The sequence below is a fragment of the Sulfitobacter sp. G5_S2_6_S6 genome (assembly GCF_054968505.1).
Window position 1 is genome coordinate 89,388 of sequence record NZ_JBQKUI010000001.1, and the last position, 18,946, is coordinate 108,333.

Here is an 18,946-nt window from a genome sequence, read left to right on the forward strand (position 1 = left end):
TACCTTTGAAAGGGACAGCAACGTCCATGGGTAGCCTAGCACAAACCGCCGCGCTATCTGTTGCGCGGCGGTCTGTCGTAAACGTGATGAAATATGTCAGACGGGCGCGCGTGCCGCGCGGACATCACAGCGCCCGCCCCTCGCCCTCACATCGTGATATTGGTCGCCCCGCCGTCAAGCAGCAAGTTCTGCCCGACGATAAATCCCGCGTGTTGCGAGCACAGGAAAGCACAGGCCGCGCCGAATTCATGCCGCGTGCCATAGCGCCCTGCTGGGATGGTCGATGCGCGCTCGGTGCGGGCCTCTTCCAGCGTGATGCCCTTTTGTTTGACGACGCCGCCATCCAGTGCATCGGCGCGGTCGGTGGCGTGGATGCCGGGCAGCAGGTTGTTGATCGTGACACCCTTGCCCGCGACCTGACGCGAGGTGCCCGCGACATAGCCGGTCAGACCGGTACGTGCCGAGTTGCTGAGCCCCAGAACGCCGATTGGCGCGCGTACGGATTGCGAGGTGATGTTGACGACGCGGCCCCAGCCACGGTCCATCATCGCAGGCACCAGTGCCTTGATCATCGCAATGGGGGCCAGCATGTTCGCATCGAGCGCCTTGATGAAATCCTCGCGGTCCCAATCGCTCCACATGCCGGGGGGTGGGCCGCCTGCGTTATTGACCAGAATGTCGATCTGGCCCGCGGCCTCCAGCACCAGCTTCTGGCCTTCGTCCGTGGCGATATCGGCGGCGATGGTGGTGACCTCGACGCCATAGTCCTGACGGATGCGTTCTGCGGCTGTTTCCAGATCAGCGGCACCGCGTGCGTTCATCACCAGATCCACCCCCGCTTCGGCCAGCGCCTCTGCGCAGCCCAGGCCGAGGCCCTTTGACGATGCGCAAACCAATGCGCGTTTTCCCTTGATTCCCAGATCCATAGCGATCTCTCCCGGTTAGTGTTCGCGCAAGTCGTAGCACTGTCTTCGCGGACAATGCCAGCAAAAGGCCAAAGGCTTGACCCGAATGGGACACAATCCTATGGCAAAGAGACAAGAACCACCGGCAGTTGTGTGACTGCCGGCCCCGATATCATTCACCGTTCGCGCGCAAAGGCCCGCCCCATGACCTCGCCCCGCCCTTCCCCTCCGCAAAGCGTCCCTGTCTTTCGTGCGACGCAATTCACGGCGACGGATGGTGCGAATATGGGCGACACGCTGTCTTTTGCCTCGGAACTGCTGCTGGATGATGTGTACGAGCTGTCCTACGGGGCCGAACCAGTGCGCCTGTCGATCCAGACGGCACCGGATGGCAGCCTGTCGATCGCGCCCGATACGCAAACCGGCACCAGCGGGGCCGCCCTGCATCTGGATTGCGCACTGACCTTCATGTCGCCTGACGGGCAGATCAACGATGCGATCCTGCTGGTCGAAGTGGCCGATGACGGCCATGCCGAAGCGATCTATCTCATCCCGCTCAGCGCGCTGTCGTCCAAAGTGGAATACCGGCTGGTTGGCATCGACACCGAGACGATGCGCCAGAAGTTCGCGCAAGTGGCCTGTGTGTCCTTCACCCGCGGCACGCATATCACCATGGCCACCGGTGAGCAGCGCCCGATCGAAGAACTCTGCGTCGGGGACAAGGTCCTGACCCGCGATGACGGCGTGCAGGCGATCCGCTGGATCGGACAAAGCACCGTGCGCGCGGTTGGCGAATTCGCCCCGATCTGCATCAACGCGGGCACGTTGAACAACGACAATGACCTGATCGTCAGCCCCGATCACCGCCTGTTCATCTACCAACGCGAAGACCGTCTGGGCGCCGGCCGGTCAGAGCTGCTGGTCAAGGTCCGCCATCTGGTCAACGGCGATACGGTACGGGTACAGGACGGCGGCTTTGTCGACTATTTCCAACTGCTGTTTGACGGGCACCAGATCATCTATGCCGAAGGCATCGCGGCGGAATCCATGCTGATCGACAGCCGCACCAAAGGCGTGCTGCCGCAAGAGCTGTCGGACGCTATGGGCGATGTCATCCCCGGCCATTCCGACCTGCCCCATGCGGGGCTGGATGTGTCGGAACCCCTGCTGGACCGCCCCGACGCGGCAGAACTGCTGCGCCGCGCCAGCATGCGCTGATCAACCAAAGAATTCCTCGCGCACGATCTTGCCATTGGCCACGTGGTAGATGGCGACCTCTTTCATCTCCATCTCGGTGCCGCTGTCTTTTTCGCGCGCCGCAACATCAAAGATGACGGCAAAGCGGTCATCGCCGTGGAGCATCGGGTCGCTGACATTCTGACGCGTCACCTCCATCGCGCTGTCCCACCACGCATGCTTGCCCTTGATGCCCTCAAGGCCCTGAGTTTCGCGCCCGTTTCCGTGGTCCATCCCTTCAACCGACATGGCGTCCTGCGCGTAAAGCCGATCAAGGTTCGCCACCTCGTGGCCCTCGCGGCAGCCTTTTACCAACGCATCTGCGATCTCTTTCAATTCCATTGTCACACCCCCTCTGGTTTCATCTGCGCCCATCATACCGCAGTTTCGCGCCGACCCCCAAGAAAATGCCACCACCCGCCTGATCCAAGCAGACTTGCGCGTGTGTACGGGCGTGGATATATGCCAATCCATGTTGGATACCCCCTCAAACCGCCCCGCTTTGCCTGCCGAAATCGCTCGGCGTCGCACCTTTGCGATCATTTCCCACCCCGATGCGGGGAAAACCACGCTGACAGAGAAATTCCTGCTGTTCGGCGGGGCGATCCAGATGGCCGGTCAGGTCCGGGCCAAGGGCGAGGCGCGACGCACCCGCTCTGACTTTATGGCGATGGAAAAAGACCGCGGTATCTCTGTCTCGGCTTCGGCTATGTCGTTCGATTTCATGAACAAGGGCACGAATTTCCGCTTTAACCTTGTGGATACGCCCGGCCACTCTGACTTTTCCGAAGATACCTACCGCACGCTGACCGCTGTTGACGCGGCCGTGATGGTGATTGACGGCGCGAAAGGCGTGGAAAGCCAGACGCAAAAGCTGTTCGAGGTCTGCCGCATGCGCGACCTGCCGATCCTGACATTCTGTAACAAGATGGACCGCGAGAGCCGCGATGTCTTCGAGATCATCGACGAAATTCAGGAAAACCTTGCCATTGATGTGACCCCTGCAAGCTGGCCCATCGGCGTGGGCCGCGACTTTATCGGCTGCTACGACATCCTGCGCGACCGGCTTGAACTGATGGACCGTGCCGACCGGAACAAGGTTTCCGAAAGCATTGCGATCGAAGGGCTCGACGACCCCAAGCTGGCCGAACACGTGCCCGCCGCCCTGCTAGAGAAGCTACGCGAAGACCTTGAGATGGTCCGCGAGCTGATGCCGCCGCTGGATGCGGCGCTGATGGCCGAAGGGTCGCTGACACCGATCTGGTTCGGCTCTGCGATCAACAGCTTTGGCGTCAAGGAACTGATGGACGGCATCGCCACCTACGGCCCCGAACCGCAGATTCAATCGGCAGAGCCAAGACAGATTTTACCTGAAGAACCAAAGGTTTCCGGCTTTGTCTTCAAGGTTCAGGCGAACATGGACCCCAAGCACCGCGACCGCGTGGCCTTTGTCCGTCTGGCGTCGGGCCATTTTACCCGTGGCATGAAACTGACCCATGTGCGGTCCAAGAAAACCATGTCTGTCACCAACCCCGTGATGTTCCTTGCCGCCGACCGCGAGCTGGCCGAGGAAGCATGGGCCGGTGACATCATCGGCATTCCCAACCACGGGCAGCTGCGCATCGGTGACACCCTGACCGAGGGCGAGGCGATCCGCGTCAGTGGCATCCCGTCCTTCGCGCCAGAGCTGTTGCAGGGCGTGCGCGCGGGCGATCCGATGAAATCGAAACACCTTGAAAAAGCGCTGATGCAATTCGCCGAAGAAGGTGCGGCGAAGGTCTTTAAACCCGCCATCGGCTCGGGCTTTGTTGTGGGCGTCGTCGGGCAGCTACAGTTCGAAGTGCTCGCCAGCCGGATCGAGCTGGAATACGGGCTGCCGGTGCGGTTCGAACAATCGCAGTTCACCTCTGCTCGTTGGGTGAACGGTGACCGGCAAGCCGTTGATAAGTTTACAGAAGCCAACAAACAGCATATCGCCCATGACCACGATGGCGACATCGTTTACCTGACGCGGCTGCAATGGGATATCGACCGTGTGGACCGCGATTACCCCGATGTGCGCCTGACCGCGACCAAGGAAATGATGGTCTGACTTGGGCTTGCCAGCCCGTCCGACGCACCGCAAACTGGCCCCATGACTGATGTGACATGGGGCATCGCCTCTACCATTCTGGCACCGACGCGCGACATATTGCAGTTCGCCGCCTATCATCTGGCGGCGGGCGCGCAGCGGCTTTACATCTATCTGGATGCGCCCAATGACGAGGCCTTTGCCCATCTCGACGCTCATCCCAAGATCCGCGTCATCACCTGCGACGCGCGCTATTGGAAGCAGCGCAAACGTGACCGGCCAGACGCCCACCAGCAACGCCAGACGGCAAACGCGACCCATGCCTACAACCGCCGCCGCGAGGTGGACTGGCTGATCCACATGGATGCGGACGAGTATCTGGTCGCAGGCCGCCCGATCGCTGACATTCTGGCCGATATCCCGCAAGCTGCGCCGGCCACCCGCATCCGCCCGATGGAGCAGCTTTCAGGCGATCCGACGGCGTTCAAGGGCTTCATCCCCGCCGGCCCCGACCGCGCGCGCATTGTGGCAGAGCTTTATCCGACCTATGGCGCTTATTTGAAGGGCGGGTTTCTCAGCCATCTAGCGGGCAAGGTATTTGTCCGCACGGGGCTGCCGAATATGCATCTGCGCATCCACAACGTCTTTCAAAAGGGCGAGATGCTGGACTGTCACGACGCTCCGCCCGAGATCACGCTGGCCCATGCCCATGCGAAAACATGGGACGACTGGATCGCCGCGTACCGCTACCGCATCACCAAGGGCAGCTACCGCCCCGAACTGCGCCCCAACCGCCCCTATGACCAAGGCGGTCTGTCGCTAAATGACCTTTTCTCGATGATAGAGAGTGAAAGCGGCGAGGAAGGGTTGCGCGCGTTTTTCGACGAAGTCTGCGCAGATACACCGGAATTGCGCAGCCGCCTGCGCGACCACGGGCTGCTACGCGAGGTTGATCTGGCGCTGCCCGACCAACTGGCAACACATTTCCCCCGTTTCACAGGGCTTTAGCGCATCCATTTGACGCGACGGGGAGTCTTTGTTAATGGGTGCAGAACATGTCGCGGAGAGCCTCCGCCCCTTGGGCCATGCGGGCCGACATGAATGCTGCCGCGGGCCAAGTGTATGTCCGCTATCATCGGACACACATGACAAAATTTTCTGATCTAAACCTTAATCCTAAAGTCCTGAAAGCCATTGATGAGGCCGGGTATGAAACCCCCACGCCAATTCAGGCCGGCGCGATCCCCCCTGCCCTTGAAGGCAAGGACGTCTTGGGAATCGCCCAAACAGGCACCGGCAAAACTGCCAGCTTTACCCTGCCCATGATCACCCTGCTTGCCCGTGGCCGCGCCCGCGCCCGGATGCCGCGCAGTCTGGTGCTGTGCCCCACGCGGGAACTGGCGGCACAGGTGGCCGAGAACTTCGACACCTATACCAAGCACCTGAAACTGACCAAAGCGCTGCTGATCGGCGGCGTGTCGTTCGGAGAGCAGGACAAGCTGATCGACAAGGGCGTTGACGTTTTGATCGCCACGCCCGGCCGTCTGATCGACCACTTTGAGCGCGGCAAGCTGATCTTGTCCGACGTGAAGATCATGGTCGTAGACGAAGCCGACCGGATGTTGGATATGGGGTTCATCCCCGATATCGAACGCATCTTCCAGATGACGCCCTTTACCCGTCAGACGCTGTTCTTCTCGGCCACGATGGCCCCCGAGATCGAGCGGATTACGAACACCTTCCTCTCTGCGCCCGAGCGTATCGAAGTCGCCCGTCAGGCCACCACGAGCGAGAATATCGAGCAAGGCGTGCTGATGTTCAAAGCCTCGCGCAAGGACCGCGAAGCGACGGAAAAACGTAAAGTGCTGCGCGCGTTGATCGACGCCGAAGGCGACAAATGCACCAACGCGATCATCTTCTGCAACCGCAAGATGGATGTGGATACGGTCGCTAAGTCGTTGAAAAAATACGGCTATGACGCGGCTCCGATCCATGGGGATCTTGATCAAAGCCAGCGGACCAAAACGCTGGAAGGGTTCCGCAACGGCGATCTGCGCTTCCTTGTTGCCTCTGACGTGGCGGCGCGCGGTCTTGATGTGCCGTCGGTCAGCCACGTGTATAACTACGACGTGCCCTCCCATGCCGAGGATTACGTGCACCGGATCGGCCGCACGGGTCGCGCGGGACGTGATGGCAAGGCGATCATGATCTGCGTCCCGCGGGACGAAAAGAACCTCGAGGACGTTGAACGTCTGGTACAGCGCGAGATCCCACGCCTCGACAACCCCTTGGGCGGTTCGGAGGCAAAAGTGGCCCCAGCGGCAGAGGCCAAGACAGCCGATGCCCCCGCTGCGAAATCCGATGAGGCGACCAAATCTGAGAAGCCCAAACGCACCCGCACGCGCAGCCGTAAAAAGCCTGATGCGGCTAAGGTTGACGCTGAACAGACAGAGACGGCGCAGGCGGACAGCCCCAAGGCGGACAAATCCGATGCCAAAGCGGACGCCAAATCTGATGCAAAGCCGCAAGACAAAAAGTCGGACAAACCAGCCAAAGAGTCCGCAGACAAGGCCCCTGCCCAAAAGGCAGACGCCGCTCAGGACGACAAACCCAACAACCGTCGCGGTGGCCGTGGCGGGCGCGGTGATAACAACCGCAATGACAACAACCGTCAGCAGAACAACCGCAACGACAACCGTGTCGTCGGTCTGGGCGATCACACGCCCGAGTTCATCGGCCTAAGCTTTGCCGAGCGTCGCGAATAACCCCGCGCACCACTGACAGAAACGATTAAAGGCGCAGAGCATCCTCTGCGCCTTTTTCTTTGTCGCTACCGCTTTGCCTTGCAGCAGTTCCGGCGCGCCACACCCTGCCCCCACAAACGCAGAACGCCGCGCAGAGGGCTGCGCGGCGTTTTCTATTTAGTGTGAGAGCGTATTAGCTCAGGCGGCTGACCACGATGGTAACCTCGGGCTTTTTGCCGATCTCATCGTTGGCGGACTGACGCACAGTGCGCTTCAACCCATCGTGCAGCTTGTCGTCGTCGCGCAGGGTCTTGGCATTAGCACGGCCAAGGAACTGGGCCAGATCGGCTTCCAGCACGTCAACCAGCGACGTCTTGGACCGACCTTGCTCTGGTAGCCCCATGGCATCGACCCAAGGATCGCCCAAGGCTTCGTCATTCTCGTCCAGGATGACGGTAACGGTGACGTGGCCGTTCAGCGCCATGCGGATACGGTCGCGCACAACGCCATCCATCGCGCCAATCTGGGTAGAGCCGTCAAGGTAGGTCCGCCCGCTGTCGACATATTCAACGACCTTGGGCTCGTTGCCCGACAGGTCGATCATCATGCCGTTAACGGCCAGAACACCCTTCATCCCCTTGGCGTTGGCGATTTTGGTGTGCTCGCGCAGGTGGCGGTGCTCACCATGCATCGGGATCAGGATCTGCGGCTTGACCACGTCATGCAGCGTTTCCAGATCGGGACGGTTGGCGTGGCCCGATACGTGATACAGACCCGAGCTGTCGTCGACGATATCAACGCCCATCTCGGAGAATGCGTTGATCACCTTGATCACGCCACGCTCGTTGCCCGGAATGGTTTTGGACGAGAACAGGAACATGTCCCCTTCCTTCATTTCCAGCCCCATGTATTTGCCGCGTGCCAGCTGTGCCGACGCCGCACGACGCTCCCCTTGCGACCCTGTTACCAGCAGCATCAGGTTCTCGCGCGGGATGCCGCGGGCTTCTTCCGGGCTCACGACCGGGGGGAAGTCCTTCATCACGCCGGTTTCAAGCGAGGCTTCGACCATGCGTTTCATGGCACGTCCCAGCAGCACAACCGACCGCCCTGCCCGTTCGCCCGCATCCGCCAGCGTCTTCACACGCGCGACGTTAGAGGCGAAGGTCGTCGCGACGACCATACCCTGCGCGGTGCCGAGCAGCTTTTCAATCTCTGGCCCGACGGTCGCTTCGGACCGGCCTGCATGCTGCGAGAAGACGTTGGTACTGTCACAGATCAGCGCCTTGACGCCGTCCTTGGACACGTCGGCCCAAAGTTCGGGGTCGTAGGGTTCACCAACACCGGGTGTCATGTCGATTTTGAAGTCGCCCGAGTGGATCAGGCGATCACCAGCGACATCAATCACCAGCGACGACGATTCAGGGATGGAGTGGGACATGGGCAGGAAACCCACTTTGAACGGCCCTACGGTCGTTTGTTGCGGCCAAGGGGCCACGGTGGTCACCGCATCGTCGGGGTGGCCGTATTCGTCCATCTTGCGCTTGGCGATATTGGCGGTGAATTTCCGCGTATAGATCGGCGCGCGCAGGCGGTCATAGGTATGGGCCACGGCACCGATATGGTCTTCGTGGGCGTGGGTGATGAAAATCGCCTCGATCTGGTCGCGGCGTTCTTCAAGCCAGGCGATATCGGGGATGATCAGATCCACGCCGGGGCTTGTGTCCATGTCGGGGAAGGCCACGCCAAGGTCGACAACAATCAGCCGCTCCTTACCGGGTTTCCCGTATCCATAAACATAGGCATTCATGCCAATTTCACCTGCCCCACCGAGGGGCAGATAGATCAATCTTTCGCTGCTCATATGACTAAGCGGTATCCTTGTTATAGTTATAAATCACGGTCAGGCCGTGCATCGTCAAATCATCTTGGTATGCATCAAACAGATCGACTGTCTGTTGAAAGAGCGGGGCCAGCCCGCCTGTGGCAATCACGCGCATTTCGCGGCCGCGCTCAGCCTTTATTCGGGCACATATCTCACGGACGAGGCCAACATAACCCCAAAAAATGCCCGATTGTATGCAAGAGACGGTATTTGTACCAATCACCGCCTGTGGTTTCGAGATGTCTACATGAGGTAAGGCCGCCGCGGCGTTATGCAATGCCTCAAGGCTCAGGTTCACACCGGGGGCAATCACCCCGCCGATATAGGCCCCGTCCGTATCGACCACGTCAAAGGTCGTCGCCGTGCCGAAATCGACAATGATCAGATCACCGCCATAAAGATCATGCCCCGCCACCGTGTTGACCAGACGGTCAGGCCCCACGGCGGTGCCTTCGTCAACGCGGACATCCACGGGCAGCAGGCAATCGGGTTTGCCCACCACAATGGGCCGCGTGTCAAAATAGCGGTCCGCCAGAACGCGCAGGTTGAACACCACCCGCGGCACGGTCGAGCTGATGATGACATCGGTGATATCTGCCTCGACGCCCTGAAACTTCATCAAGGTGCTGAGCCAGACGTAATATTGGTCAGAGGTACGCTGCCATTCGGTAGAGGTCCGCCACGTCCCGAGGAACCGCGCCCCGTCCCAGATCGAAAAGACTGTATTGGTGTTTCCGCAGTCAATCGCCAACAGCATGGCACATCCCTCCGCTCGCGCTTAGAAAAATACATCCGCCGCAGTGATGGGCACACGGCCTTTAGGGGTGCGCAGGATCAGGTTGCCTTGCGCGTCCACGTCTTCGAACACACCACGGGTTTCGTCCTTCATGGTGCGCGCGACGATCTCTTCGCCCAAACGCGCGGCATGGGACAACCACGCGGTACGGATGGGGGCAAAACCATAGGTCTGGAACTGGGTTTCCAGCTGCGCGTATTCCGCCGCCAGCGCATCCAAAAACACCTCGGGCGGGACCACTTTGCCGGTCTCTGCCACGACGGAAACGGGGCGTAGGGCCCCTGCCTCGACCTGATCGGCACCGGGCGCATGGGCAAGGTTCACCCCGATTCCGATGGCCAGAAAATCACCGATGCTTTCCAGCAGGATGCCCGCGACCTTACCGCCATTCAGCAGCACGTCGTTCGGCCACTTCAGGGTAAAGGCCCCCTCGTCCCGCGTGGTGGCGACAAAGGCGCGGCGCAGGGCAAGCGAGGCGACAAAGCTGCGCAGCGCCGCGGTCGAGGGGCTTTCGGACCGGCGCATCATCAGCGTTGCGGCAAAATTGCCCCGTGGCGTGGCCCAGGACCGCCCGCGCCGACCGCGTGCGGCGGTCTGCTCCTGCGCGAGGATCCATGTGGACCCCGTCAGCTCGCTCGCTTGGCGTGCCGCCTCGCTCAGGGTGGAATCGACGCTATCGAAAACCTGCCGCCCATAGCCATCGGGCCAAGACGCGTTTTGCGCCTTGGCCCCCGTTGCTCCCGCGGTGGAAGCGCCATTGTTCACCGATGTCACCGGCAGATCAGTTGATCAGCGTCGCCGCTGCAGAGATCGCAGCAGTTTCGACGCCAAACATGTTCAGGATACCCACGACCATGATCACGGCAGAGGCAACAACGAACCCCGACAGCAGGCTGCTTTTGCCTTCATCCAGACGGTCATCGCCTTCGGCACCGAAATACATCAGGAAAACGATACGCAGGTAATAATAGGCACCGATGGCCGAGGCCACAGCGCTTGCAACAACCAGCCAGACCAGCCCCGCATCCACACCCGCCTGCCAGACACCCAGCTTGGCGAAGAAGCCCAGCATCGGCGGTACACCAGCAAGCGAGAACAGCAGCACCAGCATCGCCAGCGCCTTACCCGGCGCGCGTTTGGAATACATGTTCAACGCCGAGATATCGGTGACCGGCTGGCCGTCTTTCTCCATCCCGAGGATGAAGGCAAAGGTGCCGATGTTCATGGTCACGTAGATCGCCAGATAGACCAGCATGGATTTGACACCCAGCTCGGTCCCGGCGGCAAGGCCGATCAGCGCATAGCCCATGTGGGCGATCGAGGAATAGGCCATCAGGCGTTTGATGTTGGTCTGACCAATCGCGGCGACGGCACCAAGGAACATGGACAGGACCGACAGCAGCGCGACGATCTGGCTCCAGTCGGCGACAGCATTGCCGAAGGCGTCATGCAGCACGCGGGCAAACAGCGCCATCGCGGCAACCTTGGGGGCTGTGGCGAAGAAAGCTGTAACCGGCGTCGGTGCGCCCTCGTAGACATCGGGCGTCCACATGTGGAACGGCACGGCCGACACCTTGAACGCCAGACCGGAGACGACAAAGACGATCCCGAACAACAGGCCAATCGATGTCTGCCCTGCGCTCGCAAGGCTCATGACGCCCGCGAATTGCGTGGTGCCGGCGTAGCCATAGACCAGCGACACACCGTACAGCAGCAAACCAGAGGACAAAGCGCCCAGAACGAAATACTTCAGACCCGCTTCGGTCGATTTCACGCTGTCACGACGCAGAGAGGCGACGACATAAAGCGCCAGCGATTGCAGCTCGAGACCCATGTAAAGGGTCATCAGGTCGCCCGCGCTGACCATCATCATCATGCCGACGACGCTCAGCGCGATCAGCACCGGATATTCAAACCGCAGCAGCCCGCGCTTTTTCATATAGGCTTCGGACATCGCCAGCACCGCCGCCGCGCTGAGCAGCATGGTGACCTTGGCAAACCGGGCAAAGCTGTCTTCGACGAACAGACCGTTGAAGGCGATGCGCGTGGTGCCACCGCTGGTCATACCGATCCAGATCGCCAGCAGCGTCATCACGATTGCCGTGGCCCAGACGATCACCCCCGCAGCGGCGTCCTTGTTGGTGTAAACCGCCCCAAGCAGTGCCAGGATCGCGAAAAGCGCCAGCAGGATTTCGGGCAGGATGACATTCAGATCAGCGGAAATCATCGCGCGGTCCTTTATTCTGAGGCCGTCTGGACAGCGGCACCTGCCGCCTCCAGGGCCGTATCATAGCTATCAACAAGGGCGGCAACCGATGGCCCGATCATGTCGAGCACCAGCGCCGGGTAGACACCCAACAGCAACGTCATCGCCACCAGCGGGGCAAAGATCCAGCGTTCGCGGCGCGACATGTCCGTGATGGTGCGCAGGCTTTCCTTGATCAGATCGCCCATCACCACGCGGCGATAGAGCCACAGCGCATAGGCCGCCGAGAAGATCACCCCGGAGGTAGCTACCGCCGCGACCCAGGTGTTCACCTGGAACGTGCCCATCAGCGTCAGGAATTCCCCGACAAAGCCCGATGTCCCCGGCAGACCGACGTTGGCCATGGTGAAGAACATGAACACCAGCGCATAGGCAGGCATCCGGTTCACCAGACCGCCATAGGCGTCAATCTCGCGGGTGTGCATCCGGTCATAGATCACGCCCACACAGAGGAACAACGCAGCCGAGATAAAGCCGTGGCTGATCATCTGGAAGATCGCGCCATCCAGGCCCTGTTGGTTAAAGGTAAAGATACCCATGGTCACGAAACCCATATGCGCGACCGAGGAATAGGCGATCAGCTTTTTCATGTCTTCCTGCACCAGCGCCACCAGCGAGGTATAGACAATCGCGATCGCCGACATCCACAGCACCAGCGGGGCCATCACATCTGCCCCCACAGGGAACATCGGCACCGAGAAGCGCAAGAAGCCGTAGCCGCCCATTTTCAGCAGGATCGCCGCCAGCACCACGGAACCGGCTGTCGGGGCCTGAACGTGTGCGTCAGGCAACCATGTGTGCACCGGCCACATCGGCATTTTCACCGCAAAGCTCGCAAAGAACGCCAGGAACATCATGGTCTGCAAACCGCCGACCACGGTGATCCCCGCAATCGAGAAGCTTTCGGAGGCAAAGGTATGGGTCAGCAAGCTGACCTCGCATCCGCCAATACAGGTCGTGCCGGCATCCGCGTACATCATCACCATCGCCACCAGCATCAGGACGGACCCGAGGAAGGTGTAGAGGAAGAACTTGAACGAAGCGTAAATGCGGTTCGCCCCGCCCCAGATGCCGATGATCAGGAACATCGGGATCAGACCTGCTTCGAAGAAGAGGTAGAAGAGCACCAGATCCAGCGCCATGAACACGCCCAGCATCAGCGTTTCCAGCAGCAGGAAGGCGATCATATATTCCTTGACCCGCGTCTCTACGTTCCAGCTGGCGGCAATGACCAGTGGCATCATAAAGGTGGTCAGCATCACGAAGAGGATCGAAATCCCGTCAACGCCCAAGCGATATTTCAGGCCCATCAGCCACTGCGCCTCGTCGACGAACTGGAACCCGGTGTTGGACGGGTCGAAGTCGAACAGGATGAACAGCGAGATCAGGAAGGTGACCGTCGTCGTGATCAGTGCGAGCCACTTTGCATTGCGCCCCGCTGCGGCATCATCGCCCCGCAGGAACACAGCCAGAATAAGCGCCGCAAAGCTGGGCATGAAGGTAATGATGGAAAGCAAGTGATGATCCATTAGTGTGCCCCCCCGCTCATCGTCATCCAGGTCACAAGGACCGCGATGCCGATCACCATGGCAAAGGCGTAGGTAAAGATATAGCCGGACTGCGCGCGCCCTGCCAGTCGGGTGAGGAACGGGATGATCCCCATAGCGACACCGTTCAGCGTGCCGTCGATCACATTGCCGTCCCCGCGCTTCCAGAAGAAGCGACCGATGGCCATCGCGGGTTTGACGAAGATCACGTTATACAGCTCGTCGAAATACCACTTGTTCAACAAGAACAGATAAAGCGGCCGTTGGTTCGCCGCCAGACGCGACGGCAGGGTCGGGTTCCAGATGTAGAACCACAGGGCCATCACAAGGCCAAAGACCATCGCGATGAACGGGCTGACCTTGACCCATGCCGGTGCGGCGTGGGCGTCGTCCAGAACGTGGTTGTCGGGTGCGATATACAAGGCCCCCTCGCCCGGTGCACCGGCGAAGGCGGGACCGTGGTGACCGGCATCGGCACCGTGGCCGTCTTCAGCGTGGTCACCTGCGTCGGCGTGGCTGTCTTCCGCTCCTTCAACATGGGTTTCACCACCGGCGGCCATCTCGGCCATGGGGATGCCATAGAACTCGCCCACATCCTCGGCGTGGCCGAAGAAGCTGTTGTACCAGATCATACCCGCAAAGATCGCGCCAAGGCTCAACACGCCAAGCGGCACCAGCATCACCATCGGGCTTTCATGTGCGTGGTCATGGGTATGCTTGTCGCCGCGCGCCTTGCCAAAGAAGGTCAGGAACATCAGGCGCCAGCTGTAGAAGCTTGTCATCGCAGCCGCGATCACCAGCATCCAGAAGCCATACATGGACCCGCCACCCCAAGCGCTTTCGATGATCGCATCCTTGGAAAGGAAGCCCGCGAAGCCGAAATGCGTCAACGGAATACCGACACCGGTAATGGCCAGCGTACCGATCATCATCGCCCAGAACGTATAGGGGATTTTCTTACGGAGCGCGCCATAGTTACGCATGTCCTGCTCGTGGTGCATGGCGTGAATCACCGACCCCGCCCCCAAGAACAACATCGCCTTGAAGAACGCGTGGGTGAACAGGTGGAACATCGCGGCAGAATACATGCCAACGCCAGCGGCCACGAACATATACCCAAGCTGCGACATGGTCGAATAGGCGATGACGCGTTTGATGTCGTTCTGCACCAGACCGATGGTCGCGGCGACAAAGGCGGTGGTGGCCCCAAGGAAGGTGACGAATGTCATCGCCTCGGGGGCGACCTCCATCAACGGAGACATGCGGCAGACAAGGAAAACACCGGCCGTCACCATCGTCGCGGCGTGGATCAGCGCCGACACAGGCGTCGGGCCTTCCATCGCGTCGGGCAACCATGTGTGCAGGAAGAGCTGCGCCGATTTACCCATCGCACCGATGAACAGCAGGATCGCGATCAGGTTCGCGGCATTCCAGTCGGCCCAAAGGAAACCAACGGTGGTTTCCGCCAGCTCGGGGGTGGCTGCGAAGACATCGTCGAACTTGATCGAGTCGGTCAGATAGAACAGGCCAAAGATACCAAGCGCAAAGCCGAAGTCACCGACACGGTTGACCACAAACGCCTTGATCGCCGCCGCATTCGCCGAGGGCTTTTTATAGTAGAAGCCGATCAGCAGATAGGATGCGACGCCCACGCCTTCCCAGCCAAAGAACATCTGAACAAGGTTGTCAGATGTCACCAGCATCAGCATCGCGAAGGTGAAGAACGACAGATAGGCGAAGAAACGGGCGCGATAGGGCTCCGCGTCCGAGAAATTCTCGTCATGGGCCATGTAGCCGAAGGAATAGAGGTGCACGAGGCTGGAGACCGTGGTGATCACGATCAGCATGATCGCGGTCAGACGGTCGAGACGGATCGCCCAATCGGTCGACAGGCTGCCGCTTTCGATCCAGCGCAGGATCTGGATGTGCTGTGTTTCACCGTCAAACGAAAGGAACACGATCCAGCTGAGCAGCGCCGCGAGGAACAGTAGACCCGTTGCCACATATTGGCCGGTCTTCTCCCCGATCAGCTTCCAGCCGAAACCACAGATCAATGCACCGACAAGTGGTGCGAAAAGAATGATCGTTTCCATGATCTTAGCCCTTCATCACGTTGACATCTTCAACCGCGATCGTACCCCGATTGCGGAAGAAGCAGACCAGAATGGCCAGCCCGATTGCGGCCTCGGCCGCAGCGACGGTAAGGACGAACAGCGTGAACACCTGCCCCACCAAATCACCCAGATAATAGGAGAAGGCGACAAAGTTGATGTTCACCGCCAAGAGCATAAGCTCGATCGACATCAACATGATGATGATGTTCTTGCGGTTCAGGAATAGCCCGAAAATGCCAATGACAAACAGCGTCGCCGCTACTGTCAGGTAATGTTCAATTCCGATCATGTCGTCCCTCGGTTCTTTTGCCCGTTTCAGGCGTTCTTTAGTTCTTGTCGCGAGATGTTTCCATCCCGATCCCGTCGCATCTAGAAAATGCTGTAGCCGCCCACGACCACGATCAAAACCACGACAAGCACCACAATTGTATTACGTGACATGGATCACATCCTTGATTGGGCAGGCCGCCTAAAGGCCCTGCCCGGGTTTCACATCATTCAGTTTCATCGCCAGCTTCGGATCGCGCATCATCTGATCGACCACGTTCTGGCGTTTCACATCCGCACGGTGGCGCAGCGTCAGCACAATCGCCCCGATCATCGCGACCAGCAGGATCAGACCCGACAGCTGGAACAGCAGGAAGTATTGATCATAAAGGATCAGGCCCAATGCGGCGGTGTTGTGCACCTCGTCGGTGATCACCTGCGTGCGCAGACCTTCGGCGGCAGAGTTCGCGTCCCACGCGCCGAACGCCATCACGAATTGCATCAGGATCACCAGACCGATCAGCAGGGCCAGCGGCATATAGCGCGCCATTTCCGCCTTGAGCTCGGCGAAATCGACATCAAGCATCATGACAACGAACAGGAACAGAACCGCGACCGCGCCGACATAGACAATGATCAGCAGCATCGCGACGAATTCGGCGTTGAGCAGCACGAAAAGCCCCGCCGCGCTGAGGAAGGACAGGATCAACCACAGCACCGAATGCACGGGGTTGCGGCTGATCACAGTGAACAGCCCGCCAGCGATCACGCTGATCGCGAAGAGGTAAAATGCGAAAACGCTCATGCGTCACCTTCCTTGTCATCCAAAACACCCTGCGCGATTTCCATTGCGCGGGTCATGGCGGGGATGCCGGCGAAAACCGCCATCTGCCCGATCGTCTCTATCACTTGCTGCTTGTGGGCCCCTGCCTCTACCGCGTGGATCACGGCCTGACGCAGCGCCACGTCATTCTGGGCACCCTGCATGGTCAGCCCCGAAATCGTCAGCAACATCCGTGTTTTGGCATCCAACCCGTTGGGGTTCATCGTATTGCCAAAAAACGTTTCCATCATGTCTTTGGGCATCTTGCCCATCATCGCCTCGAACCCTTTGGGGGAAAACGCATCCATTGCAGGAAAGGCTTTGGCCATATCCTGCATCTGACGCATCATCTCTTCAAAAGGGTTCTGGCTGTCGGTCATCGGTACGGCGCGTCCAGTTCGAGGTTGCGCGCGATTTCAGCTTCCCAGCGTTCACCGTTGTCCAGCAGCTTGGCCTTGTCATAGAACAGCTCTTCGCGGGTCTCGGTCGAGAATTCAAAGTTCGGCCCCTCGACAATCGCGTCAACCGGACAGGCTTCCTGACAGAAACCGCAGTAGATGCATTTGGTCATGTCGATGTCGTAGCGCGTGGTGCGGCGGCTGCCATCATCGCGCGGTTCCGCGTCGATGGTGATCGCCTGCGCCGGGCACACCGCTTCGCACAGTTTGCACGCGATGCAACGCTCTTCCCCGTTGGGATAGCGGCGCAGGGCGTGCTCCCCACGGAACCGAGGGCTCAGCGGGCCCTTTTCGTGCGGGTAGTTGATCGTCGCCTTGGGCTTGAACATATACTTAATGCCCAGCTTCAAGCCTTGATAGAAATCCTGCAGCAGGAAGTATTTCGCGTGACGGGTATAGTCGGTGTTAGCCATATCAGCCCCCTACTGTCCAACGGGCATAGATACCCCAGAACCAATCGAATTTCGCGGCGAAGGATACGAAGACAACCCAGAACAGGCTGAATGGCAGGAACACTTTCCATCCCAGACGCATCAGCTGGTCATAGCGGTACCGCGGGGTGATCGCCTTGACCAACGAGAAGAAGAAGAACACCAGCCCCATTTTGGCGACCATCCAGAAGATGCCGTCCGGCAGGCCCGGGATCGGCGACAGCCAACCGCCAAAGAACATCAGCGAGATCAGCGCGCACATCAGCACCACGGCGACCAGTTCGCCGATCATGAACAGCAAGAAGGGCGTGGAGGAATATTCGACCTGATACCCGGCAACCAGTTCCGATTCCGCTTCGGGAAGGTCAAACGGCGGGCGGTTGGTTTCGGCCAGCGCAGAGATGAAGAACAGGATCAGCATCGGGAAGTGCGGTAGCCAATACCAGTTCAGCAGACCGTAGTCGCCGCTTTGCGACAGCACGATGTCCCCGAAGTTCAACGAGCCAGAGCTGATGACGACGCCGATGATGATCAGGCCGATCGACACTTCGTAAGAGATCATCTGCGCGGCAGAGCGCAGCGAGCCCAGAAACGGGTATTTGGAGTTTGACGCCCACCCGCCCATGATCACGCCATAGACTTCAAGCGACGAGATCGCGAAGACATAAAGGATCGCGACGTTGATGTTCGACAGAACCCAACCGTCGTTGAACGGGATCACCGCCCAGGCAACCAGCGCCATAACCAATGTGACCATCGGGGCCATGAAGAACACGGCGCGGTCCGCACCGGCGGGCACGACCACCTCTTTGACGATGTATTTCGCGAAATCCGCAAAGGATTGCAGCAGACCGTAGATGCCTACAACGTTCGGGCCGCGGCGCAGCTGTACCGACGCCCAGATTTTCCGGTCGGCGTACATCAGGAACGCAAGGGCAAGAAGCAGGGGAATCACAACAAGGAAAATCTGGCCAATAATCAGCAGGATCGTCCCCAGCGTGGTGTTGAAAAAGAAGTCAGCCATAGGTCCTCACACCGTCGGTATGCCTTTTTCCATGCAGTTCTGCACGGTCACTTCAGCATCTATTGTCTTCAAGCCCGCAGGCAGGCTCGGCGAGATGGTGTAAACAGCATCTGCGTGCCAGACACCACCCTCGATCTCAACATTTGTACGCACGTGGCGGGCAAAACCAAAGCCCCGGATCAAAGTATAGCGCGCCGCGGCACATTCCGCGTATTCCGCTACATTCTCGGATGACTGCGCTTTGGTCATCGCCACGTCGAACTGGACAAGGTCCCCGTCCAGCAGTTTGGTTTCAACACCGCGATACTCGGGAATGAAATCTTCGGCCATGGGCGCTTGCGTCTCGCAGGCACCCAGAACCAAAGGCAACATCATCCCCAAA

General features: G+C 59.6%; 18 protein-coding genes. 4 read left to right on the forward strand and 14 right to left on the reverse strand.

Going from position 1 to position 18,946, the window contains the following annotated elements:
* Positions 1–146: 146 nt before the first annotated feature.
* Positions 147–926 carry an SDR family oxidoreductase gene (locus ACTRWK_RS00380; protein WP_005853937.1) on the reverse strand — a complete coding sequence of 260 codons (780 nt, stop codon included), beginning with the start codon at positions 924–926 and terminating at the stop codon, positions 147–149.
* A 183-nt stretch (positions 927–1,109) separates the two neighbouring features.
* Between ACTRWK_RS00380 and ACTRWK_RS00385 the strand changes: the two genes are divergently transcribed.
* On the forward strand, positions 1,110–2,123 hold the full coding sequence (locus ACTRWK_RS00385; protein WP_005853939.1) for a Hint domain-containing protein: 1,014 nt from the start codon (positions 1,110–1,112) through the stop codon (positions 2,121–2,123).
* Here ACTRWK_RS00385 and ACTRWK_RS00390 read toward each other — a convergent pair whose 3' ends face one another.
* Positions 2,124–2,483, reverse strand: a complete 360-nt coding sequence (locus ACTRWK_RS00390; protein WP_462843744.1) for a SnoaL-like domain-containing protein — start codon at positions 2,481–2,483, stop codon at positions 2,124–2,126.
* Positions 2,484–2,613: 130 nt separating this feature from the next.
* Between ACTRWK_RS00390 and ACTRWK_RS00395 the strand changes: the two genes are divergently transcribed.
* The 3 genes from ACTRWK_RS00395 (at position 2,614) to ACTRWK_RS00405 (ending at position 6,977) form a co-directional block, all read left to right on the forward strand.
* Entirely contained in the window at positions 2,614–4,233 is a 1,620-nt protein-coding gene (locus tag ACTRWK_RS00395) for a peptide chain release factor 3 (RefSeq protein ID WP_037953751.1), read from the forward strand.
* 42 nt (positions 4,234–4,275) lie between these two features.
* Positions 4,276–5,220, forward strand: coding sequence for a glycosyltransferase family 2 protein (locus tag ACTRWK_RS00400; RefSeq protein ID WP_289081566.1), 945 nt, complete (start codon positions 4,276–4,278; stop codon positions 5,218–5,220).
* Between the two features lie 137 nt (positions 5,221–5,357).
* Positions 5,358–6,977 carry a DEAD/DEAH box helicase gene (locus ACTRWK_RS00405; RefSeq protein ID WP_289081565.1) on the forward strand — a complete coding sequence of 540 codons (1,620 nt, stop codon included), beginning with the start codon at positions 5,358–5,360 and terminating at the stop codon, positions 6,975–6,977.
* Positions 6,978–7,149: 172 nt separating this feature from the next.
* Here ACTRWK_RS00405 and ACTRWK_RS00410 read toward each other — a convergent pair whose 3' ends face one another.
* The 12 genes from ACTRWK_RS00410 to ACTRWK_RS00465 form a co-directional block, all read right to left on the reverse strand.
* Positions 7,150–8,817, reverse strand: coding sequence for a ribonuclease J (locus ACTRWK_RS00410; RefSeq protein WP_005853949.1), 1,668 nt, complete (start codon positions 8,815–8,817; stop codon positions 7,150–7,152).
* Positions 8,818–8,821: 4 nt separating this feature from the next.
* On the reverse strand, positions 8,822–9,595 hold the full coding sequence (locus ACTRWK_RS00415) for a type III pantothenate kinase (protein ID WP_009824851.1): 774 nt from the start codon (positions 9,593–9,595) through the stop codon (positions 8,822–8,824).
* Between the two features lie 21 nt (positions 9,596–9,616).
* Positions 9,617–10,408, reverse strand: coding sequence for a biotin--[acetyl-CoA-carboxylase] ligase (locus ACTRWK_RS00420; RefSeq protein WP_081781252.1), 792 nt, complete (start codon positions 10,406–10,408; stop codon positions 9,617–9,619).
* Positions 10,409–10,415: 7 nt separating this feature from the next.
* Positions 10,416–11,861, reverse strand: coding sequence for an NADH-quinone oxidoreductase subunit NuoN (gene nuoN, locus ACTRWK_RS00425; RefSeq protein ID WP_005853955.1), 1,446 nt, complete (start codon positions 11,859–11,861; stop codon positions 10,416–10,418).
* 11 nt (positions 11,862–11,872) lie between these two features.
* Complete coding sequence (locus ACTRWK_RS00430; protein ID WP_462843745.1) at positions 11,873–13,429, reverse strand: NADH-quinone oxidoreductase subunit M; 1,557 nt, start codon at positions 13,427–13,429, stop codon at positions 11,873–11,875.
* Complete coding sequence (gene nuoL, locus ACTRWK_RS00435) at positions 13,429–15,540, reverse strand: NADH-quinone oxidoreductase subunit L (RefSeq protein WP_037964172.1); 2,112 nt, start codon at positions 15,538–15,540, stop codon at positions 13,429–13,431. Before nuoL ends, ACTRWK_RS00430 begins: the two co-directional genes overlap by 1 nt.
* 4 nt (positions 15,541–15,544) lie before the next feature.
* Positions 15,545–15,850 (reverse strand): NADH-quinone oxidoreductase subunit NuoK, encoded by a 306-nt coding sequence (gene nuoK, locus ACTRWK_RS00440; protein WP_005853964.1) that lies wholly within the window; start codon positions 15,848–15,850, stop codon positions 15,545–15,547.
* 180 nt (positions 15,851–16,030) lie between these two features.
* A complete protein-coding gene (locus ACTRWK_RS00445) occupies positions 16,031–16,633 on the reverse strand; it encodes an NADH-quinone oxidoreductase subunit J (protein ID WP_005853967.1) in 603 nt (200 codons plus the stop codon).
* The gene (locus ACTRWK_RS00450; RefSeq protein ID WP_005853969.1) at positions 16,630–17,031 is read right to left on the reverse strand and encodes a carboxymuconolactone decarboxylase family protein; all 402 of its coding nucleotides are present in this window, start codon (positions 17,029–17,031) and stop codon (positions 16,630–16,632) included. The genes ACTRWK_RS00445 and ACTRWK_RS00450 overlap by 4 nt, the downstream gene beginning before the upstream one ends.
* Positions 17,028–17,522, reverse strand: coding sequence for an NADH-quinone oxidoreductase subunit NuoI (nuoI, locus tag ACTRWK_RS00455; protein WP_005853971.1), 495 nt, complete (start codon positions 17,520–17,522; stop codon positions 17,028–17,030). The genes ACTRWK_RS00450 and nuoI overlap by 4 nt, the downstream gene beginning before the upstream one ends.
* Before the next feature lies 1 nt (position 17,523).
* On the reverse strand, positions 17,524–18,564 hold the full coding sequence (gene nuoH, locus ACTRWK_RS00460; protein WP_005853973.1) for an NADH-quinone oxidoreductase subunit NuoH: 1,041 nt from the start codon (positions 18,562–18,564) through the stop codon (positions 17,524–17,526).
* 6 nt (positions 18,565–18,570) lie between these two features.
* Positions 18,571–18,939 (reverse strand): hypothetical protein, encoded by a 369-nt coding sequence (locus ACTRWK_RS00465; protein ID WP_005853975.1) that lies wholly within the window; start codon positions 18,937–18,939, stop codon positions 18,571–18,573.
* Between the last annotated feature and the right edge of the window lie 7 nt (positions 18,940–18,946).

Bases quoted from the DNA above. Each gene is read 5' to 3' on its own strand.
- ACTRWK_RS00410 (WP_005853949.1), bottom strand. From the start codon at position 8,817: ATGAGCAGCGAAAGATTGATCTATCTGCCCCTCGGTGGGGCAGGTGAA.
- ACTRWK_RS00390 (WP_462843744.1), bottom strand. From the start codon at position 2,483: ATGGAATTGAAAGAGATCGCAGATGCGTTGGTAAAAGGCTGCCGCGAG.
- nuoN (WP_005853955.1), bottom strand. From the start codon at position 11,861: ATGATTTCCGCTGATCTGAATGTCATCCTGCCCGAAATCCTGCTGGCG.
- nuoI (WP_005853971.1), bottom strand. From the start codon at position 17,522: ATGGCTAACACCGACTATACCCGTCACGCGAAATACTTCCTGCTGCAG.
- nuoL (WP_037964172.1), bottom strand. From the start codon at position 15,540: ATGGAAACGATCATTCTTTTCGCACCACTTGTCGGTGCATTGATCTGT.
- nuoK (WP_005853964.1), bottom strand. From the start codon at position 15,850: ATGATCGGAATTGAACATTACCTGACAGTAGCGGCGACGCTGTTTGTC.
- ACTRWK_RS00415 (WP_009824851.1), bottom strand. From the start codon at position 9,595: ATGCTGTTGGCGATTGACTGCGGAAACACCAATACAGTCTTTTCGATC.
- ACTRWK_RS00380 (WP_005853937.1), bottom strand. From the start codon at position 926: ATGGATCTGGGAATCAAGGGAAAACGCGCATTGGTTTGCGCATCGTCA.
- ACTRWK_RS00430 (WP_462843745.1), bottom strand. From the start codon at position 13,429: ATGGATCATCACTTGCTTTCCATCATTACCTTCATGCCCAGCTTTGCG.
- nuoH (WP_005853973.1), bottom strand. From the start codon at position 18,564: ATGGCTGACTTCTTTTTCAACACCACGCTGGGGACGATCCTGCTGATT.
- ACTRWK_RS00445 (WP_005853967.1), bottom strand. From the start codon at position 16,633: ATGAGCGTTTTCGCATTTTACCTCTTCGCGATCAGCGTGATCGCTGGC.
- ACTRWK_RS00395 (WP_037953751.1), top strand. From the start codon at position 2,614: ATGTTGGATACCCCCTCAAACCGCCCCGCTTTGCCTGCCGAAATCGCT.
- ACTRWK_RS00450 (WP_005853969.1), bottom strand. From the start codon at position 17,031: ATGACCGACAGCCAGAACCCTTTTGAAGAGATGATGCGTCAGATGCAG.
- ACTRWK_RS00405 (WP_289081565.1), top strand. From the start codon at position 5,358: ATGACAAAATTTTCTGATCTAAACCTTAATCCTAAAGTCCTGAAAGCC.
- ACTRWK_RS00465 (WP_005853975.1), bottom strand. From the start codon at position 18,939: ATGATGTTGCCTTTGGTTCTGGGTGCCTGCGAGACGCAAGCGCCCATG.
- ACTRWK_RS00400 (WP_289081566.1), top strand. From the start codon at position 4,276: ATGACTGATGTGACATGGGGCATCGCCTCTACCATTCTGGCACCGACG.
- ACTRWK_RS00385 (WP_005853939.1), top strand. From the start codon at position 1,110: ATGACCTCGCCCCGCCCTTCCCCTCCGCAAAGCGTCCCTGTCTTTCGT.